The organism is Rhodovulum sp. DZ06 (assembly GCF_050586345.1).
Taxonomy (GTDB): domain Bacteria; phylum Pseudomonadota; class Alphaproteobacteria; order Rhodobacterales; family Rhodobacteraceae; genus JBOCEF01.
The window spans coordinates 216,342-239,447 of record NZ_JBOCEF010000001.1 but is presented as its reverse complement, the minus strand read 5'-3'; the positions used below and the strand labels follow the sequence as shown (position 1 = coordinate 239,447).

At 72.1% G+C, this 23,106-nt stretch carries 18 protein-coding genes and 2 tRNA genes; 10 read left to right on the top strand and 10 right to left on the bottom strand.

From position 1 onward, the window contains the following. Positions 1–211 precede the first annotated feature (211 nt). The 5 genes from ACQ5SO_RS01080 (at position 212) to ACQ5SO_RS01060 (ending at position 6,117) form a co-directional block, all read left to right on the top strand. Positions 212–2,710 carry a TonB-dependent receptor gene (locus ACQ5SO_RS01080; protein WP_430939705.1) on the top strand — a complete coding sequence of 833 codons (2,499 nt, stop codon included), beginning with the start codon at positions 212–214 and terminating at the stop codon, positions 2,708–2,710. Positions 2,711–2,847: 137 nt separating this feature from the next. Continuing rightward, on the top strand, positions 2,848–3,531 hold the full coding sequence (locus ACQ5SO_RS01075) for a Fe2+-dependent dioxygenase (RefSeq protein WP_430939704.1): 684 nt from the start codon (positions 2,848–2,850) through the stop codon (positions 3,529–3,531). Positions 3,532–3,534: 3 nt separating this feature from the next. Further along, on the top strand, positions 3,535–4,863 hold the full coding sequence (gene exbB, locus ACQ5SO_RS01070; RefSeq protein ID WP_430939703.1) for a tonB-system energizer ExbB: 1,329 nt from the start codon (positions 3,535–3,537) through the stop codon (positions 4,861–4,863). 1 nt (position 4,864) lies between these two features. Next, on the top strand, positions 4,865–5,290 hold the full coding sequence (gene exbD, locus ACQ5SO_RS01065; RefSeq protein WP_430939702.1) for a TonB system transport protein ExbD: 426 nt from the start codon (positions 4,865–4,867) through the stop codon (positions 5,288–5,290). Further along, positions 5,287–6,117 (top strand): energy transducer TonB, encoded by an 831-nt coding sequence (locus ACQ5SO_RS01060; RefSeq protein ID WP_430939701.1) that lies wholly within the window; start codon positions 5,287–5,289, stop codon positions 6,115–6,117. The genes exbD and ACQ5SO_RS01060 overlap by 4 nt, the downstream gene beginning before the upstream one ends. Before the next feature lie 150 nt (positions 6,118–6,267). On the opposite strand, the gene ACQ5SO_RS01055 is transcribed toward ACQ5SO_RS01060, so the two are convergent. The 4 genes from ACQ5SO_RS01055 to ACQ5SO_RS01040 form a co-directional block, all read right to left on the bottom strand. Then, positions 6,268–7,389 (bottom strand): alpha-hydroxy acid oxidase, encoded by a 1,122-nt coding sequence (locus tag ACQ5SO_RS01055; protein WP_430939700.1) that lies wholly within the window; start codon positions 7,387–7,389, stop codon positions 6,268–6,270. A gap of 203 nt (positions 7,390–7,592) precedes the next feature. Next, a tRNA-Ala gene (locus tag ACQ5SO_RS01050) sits at positions 7,593–7,668 on the bottom strand. A 191-nt stretch (positions 7,669–7,859) separates the two neighbouring features. Then, a tRNA-Ala gene (locus ACQ5SO_RS01045) sits at positions 7,860–7,935 on the bottom strand. Between the two features lie 173 nt (positions 7,936–8,108). Next, positions 8,109–8,453 (bottom strand): TIGR02300 family protein, encoded by a 345-nt coding sequence (locus ACQ5SO_RS01040; protein ID WP_430939699.1) that lies wholly within the window; start codon positions 8,451–8,453, stop codon positions 8,109–8,111. Between the two features lie 265 nt (positions 8,454–8,718). Here ACQ5SO_RS01040 and ACQ5SO_RS01035 point away from each other — a divergent pair, with 265 nt between their 5' ends. Both ACQ5SO_RS01035 and ACQ5SO_RS01030 read left to right on the top strand, forming a co-directional pair. After that, a complete protein-coding gene (locus ACQ5SO_RS01035) occupies positions 8,719–10,047 on the top strand; it encodes a polyhydroxyalkanoate depolymerase (RefSeq protein WP_430939698.1) in 1,329 nt (442 codons plus the stop codon). A 361-nt stretch (positions 10,048–10,408) separates the two neighbouring features. Continuing rightward, complete coding sequence (locus tag ACQ5SO_RS01030; protein WP_430939697.1) at positions 10,409–11,158, top strand: M48 family metallopeptidase; 750 nt, start codon at positions 10,409–10,411, stop codon at positions 11,156–11,158. 72 nt (positions 11,159–11,230) lie between these two features. Here ACQ5SO_RS01030 and ACQ5SO_RS01025 read toward each other — a convergent pair whose 3' ends face one another. Continuing rightward, entirely contained in the window at positions 11,231–11,665 is a 435-nt protein-coding gene (locus tag ACQ5SO_RS01025) for a hypothetical protein (RefSeq protein ID WP_430939696.1), read from the bottom strand. Positions 11,666–11,892: 227 nt separating this feature from the next. Then, on the bottom strand, positions 11,893–14,127 hold the full coding sequence (locus ACQ5SO_RS01020; RefSeq protein ID WP_430939695.1) for a transglycosylase domain-containing protein: 2,235 nt from the start codon (positions 14,125–14,127) through the stop codon (positions 11,893–11,895). 471 nt (positions 14,128–14,598) lie between these two features. Between ACQ5SO_RS01020 and ACQ5SO_RS01015 the strand changes: the two genes are divergently transcribed. From ACQ5SO_RS01015 to ykgO, 3 genes are all read left to right on the top strand, one after another. Next, positions 14,599–14,937: a P-II family nitrogen regulator gene (locus ACQ5SO_RS01015; RefSeq protein WP_430939694.1), complete on the top strand. Its 339-nt coding sequence runs from the start codon at positions 14,599–14,601 to the stop codon at positions 14,935–14,937. Between the two features lie 31 nt (positions 14,938–14,968). Continuing rightward, positions 14,969–16,318: an ammonium transporter gene (locus ACQ5SO_RS01010; protein WP_430939693.1), complete on the top strand. Its 1,350-nt coding sequence runs from the start codon at positions 14,969–14,971 to the stop codon at positions 16,316–16,318. A 409-nt stretch (positions 16,319–16,727) separates the two neighbouring features. After that, on the top strand, positions 16,728–16,853 hold the full coding sequence (gene ykgO, locus ACQ5SO_RS01005) for a type B 50S ribosomal protein L36 (protein ID WP_430939692.1): 126 nt from the start codon (positions 16,728–16,730) through the stop codon (positions 16,851–16,853). A 177-nt stretch (positions 16,854–17,030) separates the two neighbouring features. Here the strand turns inward: ykgO and ACQ5SO_RS01000 are convergent, their stop codons facing one another. From ACQ5SO_RS01000 to ACQ5SO_RS00985, 4 genes are all read right to left on the bottom strand, one after another. Continuing rightward, complete coding sequence (locus ACQ5SO_RS01000; RefSeq protein WP_430939691.1) at positions 17,031–18,323, bottom strand: ABC transporter substrate-binding protein; 1,293 nt, start codon at positions 18,321–18,323, stop codon at positions 17,031–17,033. A 371-nt stretch (positions 18,324–18,694) separates the two neighbouring features. Continuing rightward, positions 18,695–19,993, bottom strand: a complete 1,299-nt coding sequence (locus ACQ5SO_RS00995; RefSeq protein ID WP_430939690.1) for an ABC transporter substrate-binding protein — start codon at positions 19,991–19,993, stop codon at positions 18,695–18,697. 234 nt (positions 19,994–20,227) lie between these two features. Further along, the gene (locus ACQ5SO_RS00990; protein WP_430939689.1) at positions 20,228–21,472 is read right to left on the bottom strand and encodes a phenylacetate--CoA ligase family protein; all 1,245 of its coding nucleotides are present in this window, start codon (positions 21,470–21,472) and stop codon (positions 20,228–20,230) included. Between the two features lie 325 nt (positions 21,473–21,797). Continuing rightward, positions 21,798–23,093 (bottom strand): ABC transporter substrate-binding protein, encoded by a 1,296-nt coding sequence (locus ACQ5SO_RS00985; protein ID WP_430939688.1) that lies wholly within the window; start codon positions 23,091–23,093, stop codon positions 21,798–21,800. Between the last annotated feature and the right edge of the window lie 13 nt (positions 23,094–23,106).

Genomic DNA, 23,106 nt, shown 5'->3' with positions numbered 1-23,106 from the left:
GACGAGACGCGCAGGCGGGCCCGACAGCCCCCCCGCGCGACCCCCGAAGGTCCCCGCAGGCGCGCCATCCGACCGGTCCCGCCCCGACGATCTTCGGACAGCCAGGCCGCGACCGCGCCCAGCCATCTTCCCGATCAACGTTTGACCGCCGCCGCTCCGTCGCGCCTTTTTCGCGCGCGCCGGGCCGGGCGGCCCCGGAGATGCGCTTCTCGTGACCCGACACACGACCGACCCCCGCCACGCCGCCCGCCTGCCCGCGGGCCTCGCCGCCGCCGCCCTCGGGGCGCCCGCCGCGGCCCCCGCCCAGGCCCCCGCCCAGGCCCGCCCCGCCCAGCGCGCCGCGCTCGGCCTCGGCCTCGCCGCCTCGCTCGGCCTCGCCGCCCCGGCCTTCGCCCAGCAGGCCGCGCCGATCATGCTCCCGGAGCTGGAGGTCGAGGCCGCCGCCCCGGCCGAGGCCGACGGCCAGGGCGCGGCCGGGGCCGGCGCCGCGGGCGCCGCAGCCGCGGGGGCCGCCGCCGGGGGCGCGGGCGACGCCGCGCAGCAGGCCGCCGCCGCGGGCGGACAGGCCCCCGCCCTGACGGGCGCCGGGGCCGTGGGCGGGGCCAACCCCTTCGCCGACCCGAACGCGCCCTGGAAGGTCGACGCCTCGGCCAACTCGCGCATCCGCACGCCGCTCAAGGACACCCCGCGCACCATCAACGCCATCCCCAAGGAGGTGCTTGAGCAGAAGGGCGCCACCTCGGTGCGCGAGCTGGCCCGCACCACCCCGGGCATCACCCTCGGCACCGGCGAGGGCGGCAACGCTTACGGCGACGTGCTGTTCATCCGCGGCTTCAAGGCCACCAACGACGCCTTCGTCGACGGCGTGCGCGAAAGCGGCGTGACGATCCGCGAGAACTTCATGACCGAGCAGGTCGAGATCCTGAAGGGCCCCTCGGGCACCGTGGGCGGGCGCGGCGTCACCGGCGGCGCTGTCAACCTGGTGACCAAGAAGGCGCAGAAGGACGACTTCATCTCGGGCGCCCTCTCGGCCGGGACCTCGAACCTCTGGCGCGGGACCCTCGACGCGAACGGAGAGCTGAACGAGAACATCCGCGGCCGCGTCAACCTGATGGCGCAGAAATCCGACACCCCCGGCCGCGACCACGTCAAGGACGACCGCTGGGGCGCCGCCTTCAGCGTTGAAGGCGACATCGCCGACGACGTGACGGTGGGCCTCGAATTCCACCATATCGACATCTCGCAGACCCCCGACTGGGGCGTGCCCTGGGATTCGACCGCAGGCGAACCCGCGACCGAGAGCCTCGGCGTCTCGCGCGACACCTATTTCGGCGTCGTCGGCCGCGACTTCCAGGAGGCGGGCCAGGACGTGGGCACCTTCCGCGTGGACTGGGACCTCGGGGACGGGTTCGCCCTGTCGAACCGCACCCGCCTGTCGCGCAGCACCAATGACTACGTGCTGACCGCGCCGTCGAACATGGACGCCTCCGCCGCCGACCCGGCGGACTGGACCGCCTCGCTCAGCTTCAAGTCGAACAAGCAGAGCAACACCGTGTTCGGCAACGTGGCCGAGCTGACCTGGGACGGCACCCTCGGGGGCATGAAGCACGCCGCCATCTTCGGCGTCGAGGCGAGCCGCGAGAAGATCGTCTCCCGCTCCTATACCGGCCTGACCTCCGAGGATTACCAGAACCCGACCGGCGGCCGCGGCTGCCTCGTGGACCTGTTCGACCCCGACCCGATCGCCGAGGGCTGCTGGGTTCCGGGCACGGCGCTGACCCTGTCGGCGGACCCGACCAAGGTGAATGTCGAGACGCTCTCGGCGTTCCTGGGCGACACGGTGGAGCTTCTGCCCGGCCTGTCGCTGACCCTCGGCGCGCGGATCGACAGCTATGACATCTCCAAGAGCGGGGTCGGCGGCTCGGGCGCCTACGCCTATGCCCGCGACGACGTGATGTTCAACTGGAACGCCGGCCTGACCTGGAAGCCGGTCCCCGAGGGCACGCTCTACGCCGCCATCGCCACCTCCACCAACCCGATGGGGCAGGAGCTCGACGCGGGCGGCGGCTTCTATGGCGGGCTCGACGCGGCCGGGCAGCTGCTGGCCCCCGAGAAGAACACCGCCTACGAGCTGGGCGTGAAGTGGTCCTTCTTCGGCGACGACCTGCTGGCCACCGCCTCGGTGTTCCGCACCGAGAAGCGCAACGCGCGCGAGACCCAGGGCCGCGGCGCCTCCGCCGTGACCACCGCGTCGGGCGAGTACTACGTGCAGGGCGTCGAGTTCGGCCTGTCGGGCGAGGTCTGGGAGGGCATCTCGGTCTTCGGCGGCGCCAGCCTGATGCAGTCCGAGGTCACCAAGTCCGCCAGCGCCGCGAATGTGGGCGAACAGCTCGCCAACATCGCCCATCACCAGGCCAACCTGCTGGTGCGCTGGCAGGCGACCGACGATTTCGCCATCGGCGGCCAGGCCACCTGGCGCGGCGAGATCCAGGGCGGATCGCTCGCCGCCACCAACGGCAACACCCTGCAGGGCTTCGTGCGCTTCGACGCGATGGCCGAGTACCGGGTGACCGAGAACGCCTCGATCGCCGTGTCGGTCACCAACCTGACGGACGAGACCTATTACGACGCGTTCTACCGCTCGGGCGCGCCCTTCACCTATGTCGCGCCGGGCCGCTCGGCGATGGCGACGCTGAAGCTCGACTTCTGATCCCGGGGCGGGCGGCGCCCCCCGCCGCCGCCCGCGCCCTCCCCTTTTCTCCCAGCCCCGCGGACGCCCCGGCGCCCGCGGGGCGCCCACCGTTCTTCGCCCCCCAGCCGATCCTCCCCCCGGCAAGGAGAGCCCCCATGCTGATCGAAATTCCCGACATCCTGACCGCCGAGGAGCTGGCCGCGCTGCGCCGCATCCTCTCGGACGCCCCCTGGACCGACGGGCGCGACACCGCCGGCGCCCAGTCCGCCGAGGTGAAGCGCAACGAGCAGCTGCCCGTCGGCAGCCCGGCCGAGGCCGAGGCGCAGGCGGTGCTGTCGGGCGCGCTGGCGCGCTCGGCCACCTTCATGTCCGCCGCCCTGCCCCGGCGCATCCTGCCGCCGATGTTCAACCGCTATCGCGGCGGCGGGGAATTCGGCGCCCATGTCGACAACGCCATCCGCGTCATCCCCGGCGCGAACGAGACGATGCGCGCCGACCTGTCCTGCACCGTGTTCCTCGAAGACCCCGCCGCCTATGACGGGGGCGAGCTGGTGGTGCGCGACCATTACGGCGACAAGACCGTGAAGGGCGCCGCGGGCTCCGCCGTGCTCTACCCCTCGGACAGCCTGCATTACGTGACGCCGGTGACGCGCGGGGCGCGGCTGGCCTCGTTCTTCTGGATCCAGAGCCTGGTGCGCGAGGACGCGCGGCGCTCGATGCTGTTCGATCTCGACGGCGCGGTGCAGACCCTGTCGGCGGAGCGCGGGGCCAACGACCCGGTCTGCCTGAAGCTGACCGGCCTCTACCACAACCTGATCCGCAACTTCGCCGAGGTCTGAGAGATGACGCGCGCCCCCCTCCCCGCCCGTCCCGTCTTCGCCCGCGCGCTGCTTTCGGGCGCCGTGCTGGCCTGCATCGCCGCCGCCGCGACCGCGCAGGAGGGGGCGGCGGACGCCGCCCTGCCGCCCGCCGTCGCCCTGCCCGGCGCCATCGCCCCGATGGCGATGACGCCCCCGGCCGAAGCCGCGGGCGACGCGGCGGCCGCCGCGCCCGGGGCAGAGTCCGGCGCCGCCCCTGCCGTCGCCGCCCCTGCCGTCGCCGGGCCTGCCGCCGCCGGGCCTGCGGCGGCCCCTGCCGCGCAGCGCCTCGCCGCGGCGGATCCCGCGGCGGTCGCCCCGGCCGCACCCGCCGCGGCGGGCGCCGGCGTCCCCCGGCTGATGGGGCTGAGCGCCGCCGAACTCGAGCGCCGCGGAGAGCTGCGGACCGAGGCCCCCGAGGCGCGAGAGGCCGAATCCGGCGCCGCGCCCGCAGCCGCACCCGAAGCGGGAGCCGCACCCGCGGCCCCGGCCCCGACCGGCCTCGCCGGGCTCGGCGCCCGGGCCGACGCGCTGATCGCAAGCGCCCGCGCGGCGCTGGACCGGGCCGCGGGCGCCGGGCATGGCGCGGGGGCCGAAGGCGGCCACGGCGCCCTCTCGCCCATCGGCATGTTCATGGCCGCCGACATCGTGGTGAAGGCCGTGATGGTGATCCTCGCGGTCCTCTCGGTGCTCGGCTGGGGGGTGTGGATGGCGCGGCTCACCGCGCTCACCCTCGGCAAGCGGCGGCTGCGGCGGGCCTACCGGCGCCTCGCGGACGCGCGCACGCTGTCCGAGGCGCTGCCCGACGCGCGCCGCCGCGCCGACCCGCTGTCGCGGATGATCCGCGCCGCGGCCGCCGAGGTCACCCGCTGCGATGCGCCCGGCTTCCCGGCCGAGGGGGTGAAATCCCGCGCCGCCGCCCACCTGTCGCGGATCGAGGCCGCGGCGGCGCGGCGGATGCAGGGGGGGACCGGGATCCTCGCCGCCATCGCCTCGGCCGGGCCGTTCATCGGCCTCTTCGGCACCGTCTGGGGCATCATGAACAGCTTCATCGGCATCGCCGGAAGCGGGACCACCAACCTCGCCGTCGTCGCGCCGGGCATCGCCGAGGCGCTGCTGGCCACGGCGCTCGGCCTCGTGGCCGCGATCCCCGCCACCCTGTTCCACACCCAGCTGGCGCGCGGGGCCGGGGCCTACCGGCTGATGCTCGGCGATGCGGCGGAGCTGACGGAACGCACCCTGTCGCGCGATCTCGACCGCCCGGCGCCCACGCCCGCGCCCGTCCCGGCGCGCCCCCTGCCGGAGGCCGCGTGACATGGCCGGACCGATCCGCGATTCCGACGAGGCGCTGGAGAGCGCAGAGATCAACATCACGCCCTTCATCGACGTGATGCTGGTGCTGCTGATCATCTTCATGGTGGCGGCGCCGCTCTCGACCGTCGACGTGCCGGTGGAGCTGCCGGTGTCGAACGCCGAGGCCGCCGCCCGCCCCTCGGACCCCGTGTTCCTGACCCTGCGCGAGGACGGGCAGGTCAGCGTCGGGGACCGCGACGTGCCCCTCGCCGCCCTGGTGCAGGAGGTGGAGATCGTCACCAAGCTCGACCGTGACGCGCGCCTCTACCTGCGTGCCGACCGGGCGGTGCCCTATGGCGAGCTGATGGGCGTGCTCAACAAGCTGCGCGTCGGCGGCTACCTCAAGGTCGGGCTGGTCGGCCTCGAGGTCGCGGAGGGCGGCGCATGAGCCTCGCCGATCCCGCGCCCGGCCGCGGCTGGGCGGCGGCGGGGCTGGGGCTCGCGCTCTCGCTCGCGCTGCACGCGGGGGGCTGGGCGGGGGTGCTGTCGACGCCGCCCGAGCCGCCCGAGACCCTGCCCGAGGGGGTGGAGGGCGCGCTGCTGGTGACGCTCGATGCGCCCGAGGAGGAAGCCGCCGCCGCCGCCCCGGCCCATGACGCCCCGCGCGGGGCGGCCGCGCCCGAGGTGATGGCCGCCCCCCAGGCCCCGGAGTCGGAACAGACCCTGGCCCGGTCGGTCGACACCCCGCCGATGCAGACCACGCCCTACCGGGTGAAGGACCCGTCGCTGGCCTTCGACATCGCCAACCCGGACATGGAGACCAATGTCGACCGCACCCCGGACGAGGTCCCGACCGAGGCGCAGGAGGCGCAGGCCGCCCCGCAGGCCCCGAGCCGATCCGCCCTGCCGCCCCCCGCCGCGGGGGCGCGCAAGGCCCGGGCGCAGGCCCGCGCGAAGCAGGAGGGGCTGGAGCAGGAGAAGCGCGCCCAGGTCAGCGCCTGGAAGCGCAAGCTGGCGGTGGCGCTGGACGGGCTGAAGACCTATCCCGCCGCCGCCCTGCCCGACCGGGCGCAGGGGCGGGCGGTGCTGGCCCTGACGCTCGACCGCCACGGGCGGGTGCTGGGCGCGCGGCTGATGGAAAGCGCCGGGCACCCGGCGCTGGACGCCGCCGCCCTGGCCATCGCGGATCGGGCCGGCCGCCTGCCCGCGCCGCCCGCGCACATGACGGGCGAGCGGTTCGAGATCGCCGCGCCGATCACCTACAGGGTGCTCTGAGGCCCCCTGACCCGGGGGAGGGGGGGACGCAGGTCCCCCCTTTTTTCATGCCGGGCGCGGTTGGGGAGCCGGGGGCCTCCGGCCTCGCGCTCCTTGCGGCGCGCAAGCCCTTCGGCGGGGGGGCGCGCCGATCCGGCCCGTGCGGCGGGGTCAGGGGCGCAGGAGCAGCTCCGGCCCCGCCTCCTCCAGCGCGCGCAGGCCGAGCAGGCCCATCGCCACCTCCAGCTCGTCGCGCAGGATCCGCAGCACGTGGCTCGCCCCCTGCGCGCCGCCGACGGCGAGGCCGGCCAGCACCGGGCGGCCCACCATCACCGCGTCGGCCCCGAGGGCGCGGGCGATCAGCGCGTCCTCGCCTCGCCGCACGCCGCCATCGACGATCAACGGCACGGCCCCCCGCGTCGCCTCGACCACGCGCGGCAGCATCTCCAGCGCCGTCGGCAGCGATTCGAGCAGCCGCCCGCCGTGATTCGACACGATGATCCCCGCCGCCCCGGCCTCGACCGCCCGGCGCGCATCGGCGGGGGACAGGACGCCCTTGAGGTAGACGGGCGCGGCGGCCGCCTTGATCAGCCGCTCCACGTCCCCCCAGTCGGGCGCGGCGGGCAGCAGGCGGTCGAACACCGCGCTCTCCCCCTCCGCCAGCGGCGCGAAAGCGGGGCCGGGAAGGGCGGAGAGATGCACCGGCCGCACCCCGTCGGGCAGGCGGAACCCCGCCGCGATCTCGGCCGGGCGGGGCGGGGTGAAGGGGGCGTCGACGGTGATCACGAGGGCGGTGCAGCCCGCGTCCTCGGCCCGGCGCATCAACGCGACGGACTGGGCCGGGTCATGGCGGGGATAAAGCTGGAACCACAGCGGCCCGGGGGCGGCGGCGGCGATGCGCTCGACCTCCACGGACGATTCGGTGGAGACGGTCATCACGCCGCCCTGCGCCGCGGCGGCCATGGCGGTGGCGACCTCTCCGTCCGGGGCGCAGAGCCGGTGCAGCGCCATCGGCGCGACGAGGAAGGGATGCGCGAGATCCGCGCCCGGCAGCGCGACGGCGGTCGAGCCCCCCGCCGTCCGTCCCCGCAGCGCCCGCGGAAGGAGGCGATGGCCCTGCCAGGCCGACAGATTCGCGTCGATCCCCCGCCCCGCGCCCGCGCCGCCGAAAACATAGGCCCGGATGGCGTCGGGCAGCGCCTGCACGGCGCGCGATTCGTAACCGGCGAGGGTCAGCGGCGGGGGCAGGTCGGGGCCGGGCGATCCGGTCGGGGAGGCGTCGTGGGTGCTCATGTCGGGCCGAGACTGGCCCGCCCCCGGCGCCCCGGCAAGCCCCCGCGGCCGCCGGTGTCCCAAAGCGCCCCGGCGAGGCGCCGCGCGGGCCCCGGCCGCGTCCCGGGCCATGCCGGCGCCGGCGCCCGGAACCGCCGCCAGCCCCCTGCCCCGAAACGAAAAACCCCGGCTTCAGCGGATGCCGAAGCCGGGGTCTTGAAACCTGGTGGAGCCAAGGGGAGTCGAACCCCTGACCTCTTGAATGCCATTCAAGCGCTCTCCCAACTGAGCTATGGCCCCAGATTGTCCCGCCGCCTTGGGTGTCGGACCCGGGGGTCCGTCGCTGCGGTGGAGCGGTGTTTAGTCCGGTCCGCGGCGGGTTGCAAGCGGCGCTTTCGCAGGTTCTGCAAGAAGATGCGCGCCCCCCCGCCAGGCCCCGCCGCACAAGAAAAAACCCGGCCTCGGCAGGCGCCGAAGCCGGGTTTGAAATCTGGTGGAGCCAAGGGGAGTCGAACCCCTGACCTCTTGAATGCCATTCAAGCGCTCTCCCAACTGAGCTATGGCCCCAGACCGTTCCGCCGCTTTTGGGTGTCGGGCCGGAAGGCCCTGCGCTGCGGTGAGGCGGTGTTTATTGGCGGCGGGGGCAGGTTGCAAGAGGAAAATTGCACCGGCCCGCCGGCCGCCTTCACACCGCCTGCGGGCCGGCCCCGACGCGCCTTGCGCGGGACCGGCCCGAGGGGTCACGAGTCGTCGTCGTCGCCCTTGCGCTCGGGCGCGATGTCGCCGAGATCGCCGTCATCGTCGTCGTCATCGTCGAGCAGGACGTCCGACGACACGTCGTCATCATCATCCTCGTCGTCATCGTCGAGCACGTCGTCGTCATCGACCTCCGCGACGGCGGCGGCCTTGACGGGCTCGGCCTTCGCGCTGCGGCGCGAGGAAGCGGTCGACTTGCGCTCCGACAGGGCCTCGAGCGGGAAGCTCTCGGCGCAGGAGGGACAGGTCGTCGGGTTGTTGGTGAGATCGTAGAAACGCACGCCGCAGCTCGGGCAGATGCGCTTCAGACCCCATTCCGGTTCGGCCATGGGAACCCCACATGATCGGTCGCATGAAAATGGTGAGCAGGCCGCGTGCCACAGGAATGCGTGGTTGTCAAAGATATCCTCCCCCGCGGGCCGTCGCTGCAACGCGTCGAAAGCGGGATGCAACCCGGCTGCAACGCCGCCCCGCCAGCCCGAATCCCATGCTGCACTGCGGCATCAGGCGGCGGGCGGCCGCCTTGTTGACGCAGTGTGCAGGGTTTATGGTCCGCGACCTGAATGGATTCGAAAACTGCACGGGGACCGCGCCATGCCGCTTTATCACGCGTACGAGCTGACTCATGCCGCCATCACCCCGTGGCGCGCCGCCGCCCAGATGGGACGCCAGGCGCTGACCAACCCGCTCAACCCGCTGTCGATGACCTTCCCCGCCCGCGCCTCGGCCGCGGCCTGCGAGATGTTCGTCAACGCCACCCGCCGCTACGGCAAGCCGGAATTCGACCTGCACGACACCGAGGTCTCGGGCGAAAGCGTGCCGATCGTCGAGGAGGTGGTGCACAAGCTGCCCTTCTGCGACCTGCTGCACTTCAAGCGCGATTCGACCATCGCCGCGGCGCGCAACGACCCCAAGGTGCTGATCGTCGCCCCGATGTCGGGCCATTTCGCCACCCTGCTGCGCGGCACGGTCGAACAGATGCTGCCCGAGCATGACGTCTACATCACCGACTGGATCGACGCGCGCAACGTGCCGCTCTCCGAGGGGCGATTCGATCTCGACGACTACATCGACTACGTGGCCGAGTTCTGCCGGGTGCTGAGCCAGGACGGCGAGCGGGTCTCGGTGCTGGCCGTGTGCCAGCCGGGCGTGCCGGTGCTGGCCGCCGCGGCGATGATGGCCGAGGACAAGGACCCCGCGCGCCCCGCCTCGGTCACGCTCATGGGCTCGCCCATCGACACCGCGCGCAACCCCAAGCAGCCGAACGAGCTGGCCACCACCCGCCCGCTCAGCTGGTTCGAGAACAACGTCATCGTCACCGTGCCCTGGCCCAACCCCGGCTTCCTGCGGCGCGTCTACCCGGGCTTCCTGCAGCTGTCGGGCTTCATGTCGATGAACCTCGACCGCCATGTCGACGCGCACGTCAACCAGTTCCGCAACCTGATCCGCGGCGACGGCGATTCGGCGGCGGCGCACCGCACCTTCTATGACGAGTACCTCGCGGTGATGGACCTGACGGCGGAGTTCTATCTGCAGACGATCGAGCGGGTGTTCCAGAAGCGCCTGCTGGCCGAGAACCAGTTCATCTACCGCGAGAAGCGGCTGGTGAAGCCCTCGGCCATCACCGACATCGCGCTGATGACGGTGGAAGGCGAGAAGGACGACATCACCGGGCTCGGCCAGACCGAGGCGGCGCATGACCTCGCGTCGAACCTGCCGGACGAGAAGCGCATGCACTGGGTGCAGGAGAAGGTCGGCCATTACGGCGTCTTCAACGGCTCGCGCTGGCGCCAGTTCATCCAGCCCAAGGTGCGCGAGTTCATCCGCGCCCACCGCGCCACCGTGCGCGGCGCGGCGCCCAGGGCGACGGCGCATGACCGCCCGCTGATCCCGTCGAAATCCGCCCCCGCGCCGCTGGCCTGAGGGCCCGCGGGACGGACCCGACGCAAGACGGACCGGACGCAAGGGGGCGGCGCCGCAAGGGGCCGCCCCTTTTCCTTGCACCCCGGACGCCCTTTTCCTTGCCCGCCCTCCGGCGGCCTTTTCCCCGCACCCCTCCGGGGCTCTTTTCCCTGCGCCCCTCCGGGGACCCTTTCCTTGCGCCCCTCCGGGGCCCCTTTTCATTGCGCCCCTCCGGGGCGACGCCCGCGGCGCCCCGCGCCGCTCGGCCGAGGGGGCTCGACGCCCCCGAGGGCGACGCGCCCCCCGCGCGCCCGCCCACTTCCGCCGCCCCGCGCCCGCCCCCCCGTTGCATCCCGGCCCGCGCCCCGGCATATCCCCTGCCATGCCCAACGCCGCCGCCAGCCCCGCCCGCGCCCGCATGCCGGAACGCATCCGCCTCTCGCACCCCCCGGTCGAGGTGGAGGTCCGCCGCACCCGCGGCGCGCGTCGCCTCACCCTCTCGGTCGGGCGGGTCGACGGCGCCCTGCGCATCACCATGCCCAGCGCCGCCTCGCTGGCCGAGGCGCAGGCCTTCGCCGAGCGGCACTCCGACTGGCTCGCCGGCGCCCTCGCCCGCCGCCCCAAGCCGCTGGAGCCGCGCGCCGGCGCCATGCTGCCCGTGGCGGGCAGGATGCTCGAGATCGCCTCCCTCGGCGCCCCCCGCGCCCGCGCGCGGATCGAGGACGGCAAGCTCTGGCTGCCCGGCGGCCCCGAGGAAGCCCCCGCCCGCGCCAAGGCCTGGCTGCGCCACCACGCGCGCGAGGCGCTGGTCCCCGCCGCCCACGCCTATGCCGCGCAGCTCGGGCGCAAGGTGACCCGCGTCACCCTGCGCGACACCCGCTCGCGCTGGGGCTCCTGCACCTCGGCCGGGGCGCTGAACTTTTCCTGGCGCCTCGCCATGGCGCCGCCCGAGGTGCTCGACTACGTCGCCGCGCACGAGGCCGCGCACCTGGTGGAGATGAACCACTCGCCCGCCTTCTGGGCGGTGGTGGAGCGGATCCTGCCCGGCTGGCAGGACAGCCGGAACTGGCTGCGCGACCACGGGGCCGAGCTCCACCGCTGGAAATTCGACGCGGACGCCGCCGAGGACTGACCCGGTCCGCCGCGCATGAAAAAAGCCCCTCCCGACCGGGAGGGGCCTTTTTCATGCGCCCGAAAGGCGGCGTCAGATCGAGCCGCCGACCAGCGAGGCCGCCGCGGCCAGCGCCCAGAGCAGCGCGACCCCCGAGGTCGCCCGGCGCAGCCAGGTGCGCATCTTGCGCCAGTAGCGGCGGCGCACGAAGAACAGCACCGCCGGCGTGCCCAGCATGTAGAGCAGCGCCGCCGCCTGCGCCATCGGCGAGGGGGCGAAGGCGTCGCCCCCGGCCACGCCGCCGATTCCCCCCTGCGCCGCGGGCAGCGCGTCGACCGCAGCCCAGGCGAAGAAGCCCAGGAAGCCGAGGCAGAGCAGCAGCAGCGCCGCGGGCGCCGAGCGCAGGCCGAGCCCGCGCGAGCGCCGCCGCCGCGGCGCCTCGAATTCGCCGGACGTCGCCCGGGCTGCCCCGGGCGCATGGCGCCGGATCGCGAAATCACGTTCGAAATTGCCGTCGGTCGAAACCATCTGTCGTTCCCTCCCCCTCGTTAACCGGGCGGATTCCCCGCCTGCGAAGGAAAGAACGGACCGGACCCGCGCGGAGTTTCAGCGCGCGTCCCGGCCGGACAGGCGCGGGTCGCCGGACCCTGGGGAGGTCCGGCGCGGGGCAGAATGCCCGATCCGAGATGAGCGGTCGATGAGTTTTGCTGCACCGCAAAAATGGCGCATTGATGAACATATGCGAAAAGCGTCGTTCATCTCTCCCAGTCGCCGCGCCCGTGCGTCTCGGCGTCCGAGCGGCGGCTGGACGGCGGGCGGCGCTCCTCCTCGGCCACCTGGCGGGACAGGAAACCGAGCACGCCGGACAGCACTTCGCGCACCACGCTCTCGGCCGCGCCCCCGGCCACCGGGACCTCGTCCGCGCCCCGCCGCGGGGCGCGCCCGTCGAGCGGCCGGTTCGGCAGCCCGCGGTGCAGGCGGGCCATCGTCTCGCGCCAGATCACGGCCGGAAGCCCGCCGCCGGTGACCCCGGTCAGGGGTGTGTTGTCGTCATAGCCCATCCAGACCCCGGCCACGTAATCGGCGGTGAAGCCGACGAACCAGGCGTCGCGCGCCTCCTGCGTCGTGCCGGTCTTGCCCGCCGCCGCGCGCCCGCCCGGCAGCGCCGCGCGCGACCCGGTGCCCGAGCGGACCACCTCCGCCAGCATCCCCGTCAGCATCCGCGCGGTCCGTTCAGGAATGGCCTGCCCCGACTTGCGCCCGACATCCGGGAACAGCCCCTGCGACGAGCCGTCGCGCCGCAGCGCGATCCGCCGCGCCGCCCAGGGCTGCGCCAGCGCGCCGCCATTGGCGATGGTCGCGTAGACGCCGGTCAGGTCCAGCAGCGTGGTCTCGGACGCGCCCAGCGCCGAGGCGAGGTTCGGCTCGATGGTGGAATCAAGGCCCATGCGCCGCGCCGTCTCGGTCACCCGGCGCATCCCCGCCTCCTGCGCCAGGCGCACCGCCACGACGTTGGAGGAGGCGGCGAGCGCCCGGCTCGCCGTGATCTCGCCCAGGTACCGGCCGCCGTAGTTGGAGGGGGCGTAGCCGTCGAAATCCACCGGCCGGTCCTGCACGCGGTCGAGCGGGTGCAGCCCCCCGGCCATGGCGGCGGCGTAGACGATGGGCTTGAAGGCCGAGCCGGGCTGGCGGCGGGCCTGGGTGGCGCGGTTGAACCGGCCCGGGCCCTTCTCGCGCCCGCCGACCACGGCGCGCACGGCGCCGTCATGGTCCATCACCACGATGGCGGCCTGGGCCTTGGAGCCTTCCTTGACCATGGTCTCGAACACGAAGCCCATCGCCTCTTCCGCCGCGCGCTGGGCCTCGGGGTCGAAGGTGGTCTCGATCACCACGTCCTCGGACCCCTCGGCGGTCAGCCATTCGGGCGCCGCCTCCATCACCCAGTCGGCGAAGGCGCCGCCGGCGCGCTGCTCGGCCTCGGCCGACAGCACCGCGGGGCGCGCCCGCGCCTCGGCCGCCTGTTTCGCGGTCAGGTAGCCCTGCGCCTCCATCAGCCCGACGATGACCTCGGCCCGTCCCTGCGCGGCGGCGAGGTTCGAGGTCGGCGCGTAGCGCGTCGGCGCCTTCAGCAGCCCCGCCAGCATCGCCGCCTCGGCCGGGCCGACCTCGCGCGCGCTCTTGCCGAAATAGCGCTGGGCGGCGGCTTCGAACCCGTAGGCCCCGGCCCCGAGATAGACGCGGTTGAGGTAGATCGAGAGGATCTCCTCCTTCGAGTATTTCATCTCCATCGCCAGGGCGACCGGGATCTCCTTGAGCTTGCGCTCGATCGACCGGTCATGGGTCAGGAACACGTTCTTGGCGGCCTGCTGGGTGAGGGTGGAGCCGCCCTGCACCACGCGGCCGGCGCGGAAGTTGTTGTACATCGCGCGGGCGAGGCCGATCGGGTCGACGCCGAAGTGATCAAAAAAGCGGCGGTCCTCGGTCGCGATCACGGCGTCGACCAGGAAGGGCGACGCCTCGGTCGCGCGCAGGGCGCCGCCATACTGGTCGCCGCGCCAGGCGAAGACGCGCCCGTCGCGGTCGAGCATGGTGACCGAGCCGCGGTCGCGCCCGTCCAGAAGCTCGGACACGTCCGGCAGCGCGAGGTAATGCCAGCCGACGGCCGCGACCAGCAGCAGCAGCACGCCCTGCGCCACGCGCCGTCCGAAGCGCCAGACCACCAGCGCGACGAGGCCGAAGATCCCGCGCACAAGCCGGTCCAGCGGCCCGCCGCCGCCGCGGTTGCGCGCCGCGCGGGCCTCGCGCCGCTTCCGCGCCCGCCGCTCGCGCGCGATCTTCATGCGGCTGCGCAGCTTCGGGCGCTGGCCGGCGCCGGGATGGGCCGGCCCCTCGGCGCCGTCGCCGCGCAGCGCCGCCGCCAGGGCCTCGGCCTCGGCGTCGCCACGCGAAAGCGGCGGCTCGTGCCGCGTGTCCTTGGAATTGCGGGTCATTCCGCGCCTGCTCTCCTCGGGCCGGGACGTTCCCCGGGTCGGCCGGGGCCGCGCTCCGCCGGACGGACCGGGGCCGGAGGCGCGCCCGTCGGGGGCATGGATCGGCGCGCCCGGGGGGATCAGCGCGCCTGCACTGCCCTTAGAATAGGCGAGCCTGTCGGCTTTGTGGAGAGACCGGGGCGAATTCCGGCGCCCCGCGGGTCGGAACCCGGCTTCATGGCGCGGATGAACAACGCCGATTCCGCGGCGCCGCATATTTGTGCACATTTTTCAGGCATCAGGCGGATTCATGGACAGGTTTGCACCGGATTTCAGCGCCGCTTTCGCAGCCGCGGCGCCGCCCGGCGCCGCCCCCGTCACCCTGCCTTAACGTTTTCAAGGGGATGGCGCCCATTTTCCCGACTTGGCACGCGGCCTGCATCACCCCTTGGGCGCAAACGTGCATAAGCAATCAAACGGGGAACAGCACCGATGAAGCTCATCATCGCCGTCATCAAGCCCTTCAAGCTGGAGGAGGTCCGCGAGGCGCTGACCTCGGCCGGCGTCCAGGGGCTCATGGTGTCCGAAGTGAAAGGCTACGGGCGCCAGTCCGGCCACACCGAAATCTACCGCGGCGCCGAGTACGTCGTGAACTTCGTCCCGAAGATCAAGCTCGAGATCGTCTGCCCCGACTCCGCCGTCGAGAAGACCATCGAGGTGATCTCCGAGACCGCCAAGACCGGCAAGATCGGCGACGGCAAGATCTTCGTGATCGACGTCGAGCAGGCCATGCGCGTGCGGACCGGCGAAACCGGCGACGAAGCCCTCTGAGCCGCCCTGACAGGGAACAAGGGAACTGACCATGATCAAACGCATTTCGCTTCTGTCGGCCGGCGCGGCGCTCGCCGCCCTCCCGGCCTTCGCCCAGGACGCGTCGGGCGCCGTGCCCGAGCAGTCCGTCTTCGTCTTCAACACGCTGCTGTTCCTGATCGGCGGCTTCCTCGTGATGTGGATGGCCGCGGGCTTCGCCATGCTCGAGGCCGGCCTGGTGCGGTCCAAGAACGTCACCATGCAGCTGACCAAGAACGTCGCGCTCTTCTCCATCGCCGCGATCGCCTACTACATCGTCGGCTACAACCTGATGTACCCGCTGGGGAACTGGTCGATCGGCACCGATGAGACCGGCGGCTATCTCGGCGCGTTCGGCGTCGCGGTGCTCGAGGCCGTGGGCGTGACCCCCGAGGGCGCGGACGACCTGTCCTACGCCTCCACCGGCTCGGACTTCTTCTTCCAGCTGATGTTCTGCGCCACCACCGCGTCGATCGTGTCGGGCACCCTGGCCGAGCGCATCAAGCTGTGGCCCTTCCTGATCTTCACCGTGATCCTGACCGCCTTCATCTACCCGATCCAGGCCTCCTGGAAATGGGGCGGCGGCTTCCTCGACTCGCAGTACGGCTTCCTCGACTTCGCCGGCTCGACCGTCGTGCACTCGGTCGGCGGCTGGGCGGCCCTCGCCGGCGCGCTGATCCTCGGCCCGCGCATCGGCAAGTACAAGGATGGCCGCACCATCCCGATGCCCGGCAACAACCTGCCGCTGGCCACCCTCGGCACGTTCATCCTGTGGCTCGGCTGGTTCGGGTTCAACGGCGGCTCGCAGCTGGCCCTGGGCTCGGTCGGCGACGCGGCTGACGTCTCGCGCATCTTCTCCAACACCAACACCGCGGCCGCCGGCGGCGCCGTCGCCGCGATGATCCTGACGCAGATCCTGTACGGCAAGGTCGACCTGACCATGGTGCTGAACGGCGCCCTCGCGGGCCTCGTGTCGATCACCGCCGAGCCGCTGACCCCCTCGCTGGGCATGGCGACCATCATCGGCGCGATCGGCGGCGTGATCATCGTCTTCGCGGTTCCGTTCCTCGACAAGCTGAAGATCGATGACGTCGTGGGCGCCATCCCGGTCCACCTGATCTGCGGCATCTGGGGCACCATGGCGGTGCTGCTGACCAACCCGGACGCCACCCTGATGGGCCAGGTCATCTCGATCGTCATCGTCGGCGTGTTCGTCTTCGTCGTCTCGGGCGTCCTGTGGCTGATCCTGAAGGCCGTGATGGGCATCCGCGTCTCCGAGGAAGAGGAGATCATGGGTCTCGACCAGGCCGAGCTGGGCCTCGAGGCGTACCCCGAGTTCGGCAAGGGCTCGCAGATCATGTGATCCCTGCCGGGCGGCCGGAGCTCCTCCCTGCTCCGGCCGTCCACGCTCCCCGGGGCGGCTTCGTTCAGGCCGCTCCAACCTGGGCCCGGGCATCACGCCCGGGCCTTTTTTATGCGCCCGGCGGGGCCGAGGCCCTTGTCCGGGCGGGCAAATCGGGCCATGGATCGCCGCGCCGGCGCCGGCTGGCCACGGGCCCCGCACCGCCCTGAAACCTTGTGCGAAAAGGCGCTCCGGCGCCCCTTGCACCCACCCGATTCGTCCGCTACACACCTCGCGCACGGGCACGTCGCCCGATCTTTGCGCCATGGCGTCCGCGCCGCGGCCGAAGGATGTAACCAAGCAGGATTGACGCGCTGCTCAGGACGGGACTTGTCCCCGACGGCCGCGCCGACGCCCAGGAGAGAGACCGATGAAAATCAAGAACTCGCTCCGGTCCCTGAAGTCGCGTCACGCCGATTGCCGGGTCGTGCGCCGCAAGGGCCGGGTCTACGTGATCAACAAAACCCAGCGCCGCTTCAAAGCCCGCCAGGGCTGAGGATCGACGCCGACCGGGGCCCGCGCCCCGGGTCGGATCGCAAAGGGCCGCCGCTCCTGCCGGAGCGGCGGCCCTTTTCCTTTGCGCCGGGTCCTTTGCGCCGGGGCGCGCCCGCCGCCGGGCATGAAAAAGGGGAGGGCCGCGGCCCTCCCCTTCCCGTTTCCACCCGAAGCGGCGTCAGTCCGCGCAGGCGCGCCGCTCGATTCCCATCTCGGCCGCGAAGCTGTCGGCGTCGGCGCGGATCAGCGGGTCGATCAGCTCCCGGTCCGGGGCGTAGTAATCGGTGATCTGCCGCCAGCCGCGCAGGCGCACGTCGAACTCGGTCACCGCCACCAGGCCCTGGCCGCCATGGTTGGCGCAGGACATCTTGAAGGGCGGGATGAAGCCCTCGAAGCCCAGCTCGGCGAGGCGTTCCTCGGTGATGTCCAGCGCCTCGAGCCCGTCGCGCATCTGCTGCGGCGTGATCTGCGCGGTCCCGTGCATCTTCTGCGCGTTGCGGATCCCCTCGGCCATGATCGCCGCGGTCAGCAGGCCGCGGTTGTAGATGGCGGTGCCGAGGTTGTTGGCCAGCCCCGCCGCCCTGCCCGCGAAATAGACATGCTCGTTCAGGTCGTTATAGGCGCTGAACTCGGTCCCCACGGCGTGGAAGTTGATCGCCTTGTAGCCCTTGGCCCTGCGCCCGACGCGCATCACGTCGGTCTCGTTCGCCGACCACCACACGCCGAACACCCGCTCCATCGGGAAGTCGACCTTCAGCGCCGTGCGCAGCGCGGTGGGGTTCATCACCCCCCAGCCCCAGAGCAGCGCCCAGTCGACGCCGTCGGCCTTCACCGCCTCCCACTGGGCCTGCTGCTCCTTGCCCGGGTGATCGACGGCATAGAGCTTGAGGGTGAAGCCCTCGCGCTCGGCCAGCTTCTTGAGGGTGGGGATCGGCTCACGGCCATAGGCGGAGTTGTGGTAGACGAGGCCGATGGTCAGCCCGGACATGTCCCGGTCGGGGGTCACGTCCTTGATGTAGTTGATCTGCGCGTTGGCCCCGTGCCAGTAGTTCGCGGGCGGGTTGAAGATGTTGCCGAACACCTCCCCGTCCACGGCCGAGGCGCGGCCATAGCCCATGGTGACCATGGGCACGCCGTCTTCCATCGTCGGCGGGATCATCTTGTAGGTGGTGCCGGTCGACAGCGGCGACCAGGCCAGCGCGCCGCGGTCGCGGTTGTCCATGTAGCAGGCCAGGCCGCGGTCGGAATCGTAGCCGAACTCGCATTCCTCGACGATGATCTTCTCGCCGCCGATGCCCCCGTCGCGTTCGTTCAGAAGGGTGAAGTAGTCGCTGAACGCATCGGCGGTGGGGATGCCGTTATTGGCGTAGGGGCCGGTCCGGTAGACCTGCGCGATGACGAGAAGATCGGCCGCCGCCTGCGAGGCGAGACCGGCCATGAGCGCGCCCGCAAGCGCGATGGATCGAAACATGTGAGGTCCCCCCAGGAACGCATTCTGTTTGTTACACGCCGGCCTGGCGCAGGACGCGCACTCCGCCCCGCACCCTCCCGTGCCGGCCCGCCGGCGCGCCGGCGCCGACCATCCGAGCATAGTCCGATTTCGGGTCCCGTGTGCAGATTTGGGCCCCTCAAAAATCGGGCAATGCTACTTTAAGGTTACCCCGAGCGCCCCCTGACGCCTGAAAGTCGTTTCGGCGGGTCGTGAAATTCGCAGACCGAACCGGCGTTTCGGAATTTCTGACCCCCAGGAGTCGCAAACGGCGATGCAGGATGTTCTGCACCGCCGTTCACGCAAGGTAAATCAAGGGGTTCGAGGAGAGGGTGATTCGGCCCCGCCGCCCCTCAGTCGCAGGCGCGCCGGGCGCGGCCCGTCGCCTGCAGGTAGCCGTCGGCATGCGCGCGCACCAGCTGGTCGATCAGCACGCGCGGGGACTCGTAGAATTCGCTCACCTGGCGCCAGCCGCGCAGCCGCGCGTCCCATTCATTCACCGCCACGCGGCCCGAGCCGCCATGCTCGGCGCAGGAATTGGCGAAGGGGTGCATGAAGCCCTCGAAGCCCAGCTCCGCCAGCCGCGCCTCCGACAGGTCCACCAGCTCCAGCCCGTCGCGCATCTGCTGCGGGGTGATGTCGGGCGTGCCGTGCAGCTTCTGCGCGTTGCGGATGCCCTCGGCCACCACGGCCGCCGTCATCAGGCCCCGGTTGTACATGGTGGAGCCGAGGTTGTTCGCCAGCCCCGCGGCGCGGCCGGGGATGTAGACGTGTTCGTTGAGCTGGTTGTAGACGCTGTATTCCGTGCCCACCGCGTGGAAGTTCAGCGCCTTGTAGCCCTGCCCCGCCTTGCGCATCCGCTTGAGGTCGGAGTTCATCGCCGACCACCACACGCCGAACACGCGGTCGAGCGGCACGCCCGCTTCCTTCGCGGCCTTGAGCGCGGCGAGGTTCATCTCGCCCCAGCCCCAGAGCAGCGACCACTCCGCGCCCCAGGCCTTGGCCTCGGCCCAGACCGCGTCCTGGTCGAGGCCGGGATGGGCGACGGGCAGCAGCTTCAGCGCGAACCCCTCGCGCTGCGCGAGGGCCTGCAGGGTCTTGATCGGCTCCTTCCCATAGGGGCTGTCATGGTGGACGAGGGCGATCTTCATGCCGTTCAGGTCCCCGCCCGGCGTATGCTCCTTGATGTAGCGGACCTGCGCCGCGGCGCCGTCCCAGTAATGGGCGGGGAAGTTGAACACCTGCGGAAAGGCCGACCCGTCCGCCGTCTCGGTGCGCCCGTAGCCGGTGGTGATCAGCGGCTCGCCCGTCGCGCGGGTCGCCTCGGTCAGCCGGTAGGCGACCGAGGTCGAGAGCGGGATCCACACCAGCGACCGGCCCTGGTTCTGCGCATAGCATTTCATCCCGAGTTCGTCCGAATAGCCGAACTCGCACTCCTCGATCACCACCTTGCGCCCGCCGATGCCCCCGTCGCGCGTGTTGAGCAGGGTGAAATAGTCGCCGAACCCGTCCGCCGCCGGGATGCCGGAGGCGGCGTAGGGCCCCGAGCGGTAGGAATGGGCGACGATGGTCAGGTCGGCGGCGGCGGCGGCGGCGGCCGGAACGGCGGCGGCGGCCAGGCCGAGTGCGAAAGCTGCGGCGGCACGGATCATGGCGGGCTCCCCTCGGTGCATGCGCGTCTGGAACGCGGCCCGGGCGGCGCCCCTCGCACCGTCGCCGGGCCGGATACAGTTTACGTGCGCGGCGCCTGAAAATCCGCCGTCGTTACCGCAATGCAGCATTCCGGGATGCGCATATCATGCCCCCGAAACGCGACCGGGCGGCGAGATGCTCGCCGCCCGGATGCGTTTCCGCTCGGTCACCCCGGAGGGTTTCCTGAAGAAGCTTCAGTCGTAGTTGCGCGCATCTTCAATGACCTTGCCGTCATTGGGCAGCGAGCCGGGGGCGACCACCTCGACCGCGCCGCGCAGCTTGAGCGCGGCCTGCACCGACTCCGCCACCGCGGCGACGAACCCGTCCGAGGTCTCGGCGCTTTCCACCTGCACCGCCATCACGTCCTTTTCGTCCGCGCGGGTGACGGTGACGCGGGCCTTCGCGATCTCCGGGTGGCGGGCGACGAGCTCGGCCACCTGCTCGGGGCGCACGAACATGCCCTTGATCTTGGCGGTCTGGTCGGCGCGGCCCATCCAGCCCTTGATGCGCATCCCGGTCCGGCCGCAGGGCGAGGCGCCGGTCAGCACCGCGGACATGTCCCCGGTGGCGAAGCGGATCAGCGGGTAGTCGTGGTTGAAGGTGGTCACCAGCACCTCGCCGACCTCGCCATCGGCGACGGGGTCGCCGGTGCCGGGGCGCACGATCTCCACGATCACGCCCTCGTCGACCATCATCCCCTCGACCAGCCCGTCGGGGCCGACCGTCTCGTAGCCGATCGAGCCGACATCGGCGGTGGCGTAGCCCTGCAGGCAGGCGATGCCCCGGTCGGCATATTCCTGGCGCAGCGAGGGGAACAGCGCGCCGCCGCCGACGATGGCCTTCTTCAGCTTCGGCAGCGCCACGCCCATCTCGTCGGCCTTGTCGAGGATCACCTTCAGGAAGTCGGGCGTCCCGGCATAGGCGGTGGTCCCCACGTCGGCGGCGGCGCGGACCTGGAGCTCGGTCTGCCCGACGCCGGCGGGCAGCACGGTGGCGCCCACGGCCGCGGCGCCGTTCTCGAAGATCATCCCCGCGGGGGTGAGGTGGTAGGAGAAGCAGTTCTGCACCACGTCGCCCTTGCCGATCCCCGCGGCATGAAGCGCGCGGCCCATGCGCCACCAGTCCTGGCCGCGCCCGCCCGGCTCGTAGATCGGGCCGGGGGACTGGAACACGTGGTCGGTCGCGGCGGCGCCGCCGGGCACGAAGCCGCCGAACGGGGGCTGCGCGGCCTGCGCCTCGACCAGCGCCGACTTGCGGGTCACCGGCAGGGCGGCGAGCGCCTCGCGGCTGGTGACGGCGGCGGGGTCGACGCCCGCCAGCAGGGCGGCCATCGCGGGCGCCTCCTGCGCGCGGGCGACCTGGCGGGGCAGCGCGGCGGCGAGGTCGGCGGCGCGCTGGTCGGCCGAGCGGGTTTCAAGCGCGTCGTAATGGTCGGTCATGGATCAGGCTCCGGCTTCGGTCTGCATTCCCCGCGCGCCTCCCGCACGTGGGGGTCCGGTCCCGCGCGAGGGGCGCGCGGGCCGGAAAATGGTCTGGCGGCGGGGCCGCGCGCGGGGCGCGCTGCGGGCCCTGCCCCCGGGTCTCGTCTCTCGCTCGCTCGCGCGCGCCGCGGGGCGCTTCGCGTCCGGCCGGATCGGACGCGGCCCCTGCCCCGGTTCGGGGGCGGCGGGGGCGCGAAAGGGCCGGAGAGGTCGCCCTCTCCGGCCCCCTGTCTGATGCGCCCACGATGTCCGGGGGGCGCCGCCCCCCGGGGTCATCGCGGCGTTATTTGCAGTCCCGCCTGGCGACGCCGAACTTCTGGGCGTAGCCGGCGGAATACGCCTCGATCAGCGGGTCGATCAGCGCGGTCTCGGGCGCGTAGTAATCCGTGACCTGCTTCCACCCGCGCAGGCGCGAGTCCCATTCGTTGATCGCCACCATCCCGGCGCCGAGGTGGTTCTTGCACGACAGCTTCATCGGCGGGATGAAGCCCTCGAGCCCGATGCGCGTCAGCATCGCGTCGTCCACCACCAGCGCCTCGTAGCCGTCGCGCATCATGTGGTGGTCGATCTTCGACACCCCGTGAATGCGCTGCGCGATGCGGATCGCCTCGGCCGCCGTGGCGGCGGCGAGCAGCCCGCGATTGTAGAGGCTGGTGCCGAGGTTGTTGGCCTGGCCCGCCGCCTTGCCGGCGAAATAGACGTATTCGTTCAGGTCGTTATAGGCGCTGAACTCGGTCCCCACGGCGTGGAAGTTGATCGACTTGTAGCCATCCGCGGCCCGCCCGATCTTCTTCACGTCGGTCTCGTTCGCCGACCACCAGACGCCGAACAGGCGCTCCATCGGGTACTTGATCCGCTTGGCCTGGCGCAGCGCGACCGGGTTCATCTCGCCCCAGCCCCAGAGCAGGGTCCAGTCGGGCTTGTCCGTCTTGATCTGGTCCCAGGTCGCGCGCTGCTCCTTGCCCGGGTGGTCGACCGGGTAATAGAGCACCTCGAACCCCTCGCGGGCCGCGAGGGCCTTGAGGGTGTTGATCGGCTCCTTGCCATAGGGCGAGTTGTGATAGACCAGCCCGATCTTCATCCCGTTCAGGTTGCCGCCCGGCGTGTTCTCCTTGATGTAGCGGACCTGCGCCGCGGCCCCGTGCCAGTAGTTGGCGGGGAAGTTGAACACGTGGGGGAAGTATTCCCCGTTGGCGGCGGCGGCGAAGCCGTAGCCCTGGGTGACCACCGGCGTGCCGCTTTCGCGGGCCAGCTCGATGATCTTGTAGGCCAGCGCGGTCGAGTTCGGGAACCAGGCCAGCGTGCCCTTGTCCGCGTTCTTCTCGTAACAGGCGAGGCCCTTCTCGGTGCTGTAGCCGAACTCGCAGGCCTCGACATGGACCTTCTCGCCGCCGATGCCGCCGTCCCGCTCGTTCAGCAAGGTCATGTAATCGGCGAACCCGTCCGCGGACGGGATCCCGTTATTGGCATAGGGCCCCGTTCGATAGTTCAGGGTGTAGAAGTTCAGATCGGCTTGTGCAGCCGGGGCCAGCGCAGCCGCGAAGGCGGCGGCGATGGCAAGCATGCGACGCTTGGACATGGGTCCCTCCTCA

Coding starts and splice junctions, on each gene's coding strand:
- ACQ5SO_RS01075 (WP_430939704.1), top strand. CDS start 2,848: ATGCTGATCGAAATTCCCGACATCCTGACCGCCGAGGAGCTGGCCGCG.
- exbB (WP_430939703.1), top strand. CDS start 3,535: ATGACGCGCGCCCCCCTCCCCGCCCGTCCCGTCTTCGCCCGCGCGCTG.
- exbD (WP_430939702.1), top strand. CDS start 4,865: ATGGCCGGACCGATCCGCGATTCCGACGAGGCGCTGGAGAGCGCAGAG.
- ACQ5SO_RS01060 (WP_430939701.1), top strand. CDS start 5,287: ATGAGCCTCGCCGATCCCGCGCCCGGCCGCGGCTGGGCGGCGGCGGGG.
- ACQ5SO_RS01055 (WP_430939700.1), bottom strand. CDS start 7,389: ATGAGCACCCACGACGCCTCCCCGACCGGATCGCCCGGCCCCGACCTG.
- ACQ5SO_RS01040 (WP_430939699.1), bottom strand. CDS start 8,453: ATGGCCGAACCGGAATGGGGTCTGAAGCGCATCTGCCCGAGCTGCGGC.
- ACQ5SO_RS01035 (WP_430939698.1), top strand. CDS start 8,719: ATGCCGCTTTATCACGCGTACGAGCTGACTCATGCCGCCATCACCCCG.
- ACQ5SO_RS01030 (WP_430939697.1), top strand. CDS start 10,409: ATGCCCAACGCCGCCGCCAGCCCCGCCCGCGCCCGCATGCCGGAACGC.
- ACQ5SO_RS01025 (WP_430939696.1), bottom strand. CDS start 11,665: ATGGTTTCGACCGACGGCAATTTCGAACGTGATTTCGCGATCCGGCGC.
- ACQ5SO_RS01020 (WP_430939695.1), bottom strand. CDS start 14,127: ATGACCCGCAATTCCAAGGACACGCGGCACGAGCCGCCGCTTTCGCGT.
- ACQ5SO_RS01015 (WP_430939694.1), top strand. CDS start 14,599: ATGAAGCTCATCATCGCCGTCATCAAGCCCTTCAAGCTGGAGGAGGTC.
- ACQ5SO_RS01010 (WP_430939693.1), top strand. CDS start 14,969: ATGATCAAACGCATTTCGCTTCTGTCGGCCGGCGCGGCGCTCGCCGCC.
- ykgO (WP_430939692.1), top strand. CDS start 16,728: ATGAAAATCAAGAACTCGCTCCGGTCCCTGAAGTCGCGTCACGCCGAT.
- ACQ5SO_RS01000 (WP_430939691.1), bottom strand. CDS start 18,323: ATGTTTCGATCCATCGCGCTTGCGGGCGCGCTCATGGCCGGTCTCGCC.
- ACQ5SO_RS00995 (WP_430939690.1), bottom strand. CDS start 19,993: ATGATCCGTGCCGCCGCAGCTTTCGCACTCGGCCTGGCCGCCGCCGCC.
- ACQ5SO_RS00990 (WP_430939689.1), bottom strand. CDS start 21,472: ATGACCGACCATTACGACGCGCTTGAAACCCGCTCGGCCGACCAGCGC.
- ACQ5SO_RS00985 (WP_430939688.1), bottom strand. CDS start 23,093: ATGTCCAAGCGTCGCATGCTTGCCATCGCCGCCGCCTTCGCGGCTGCG.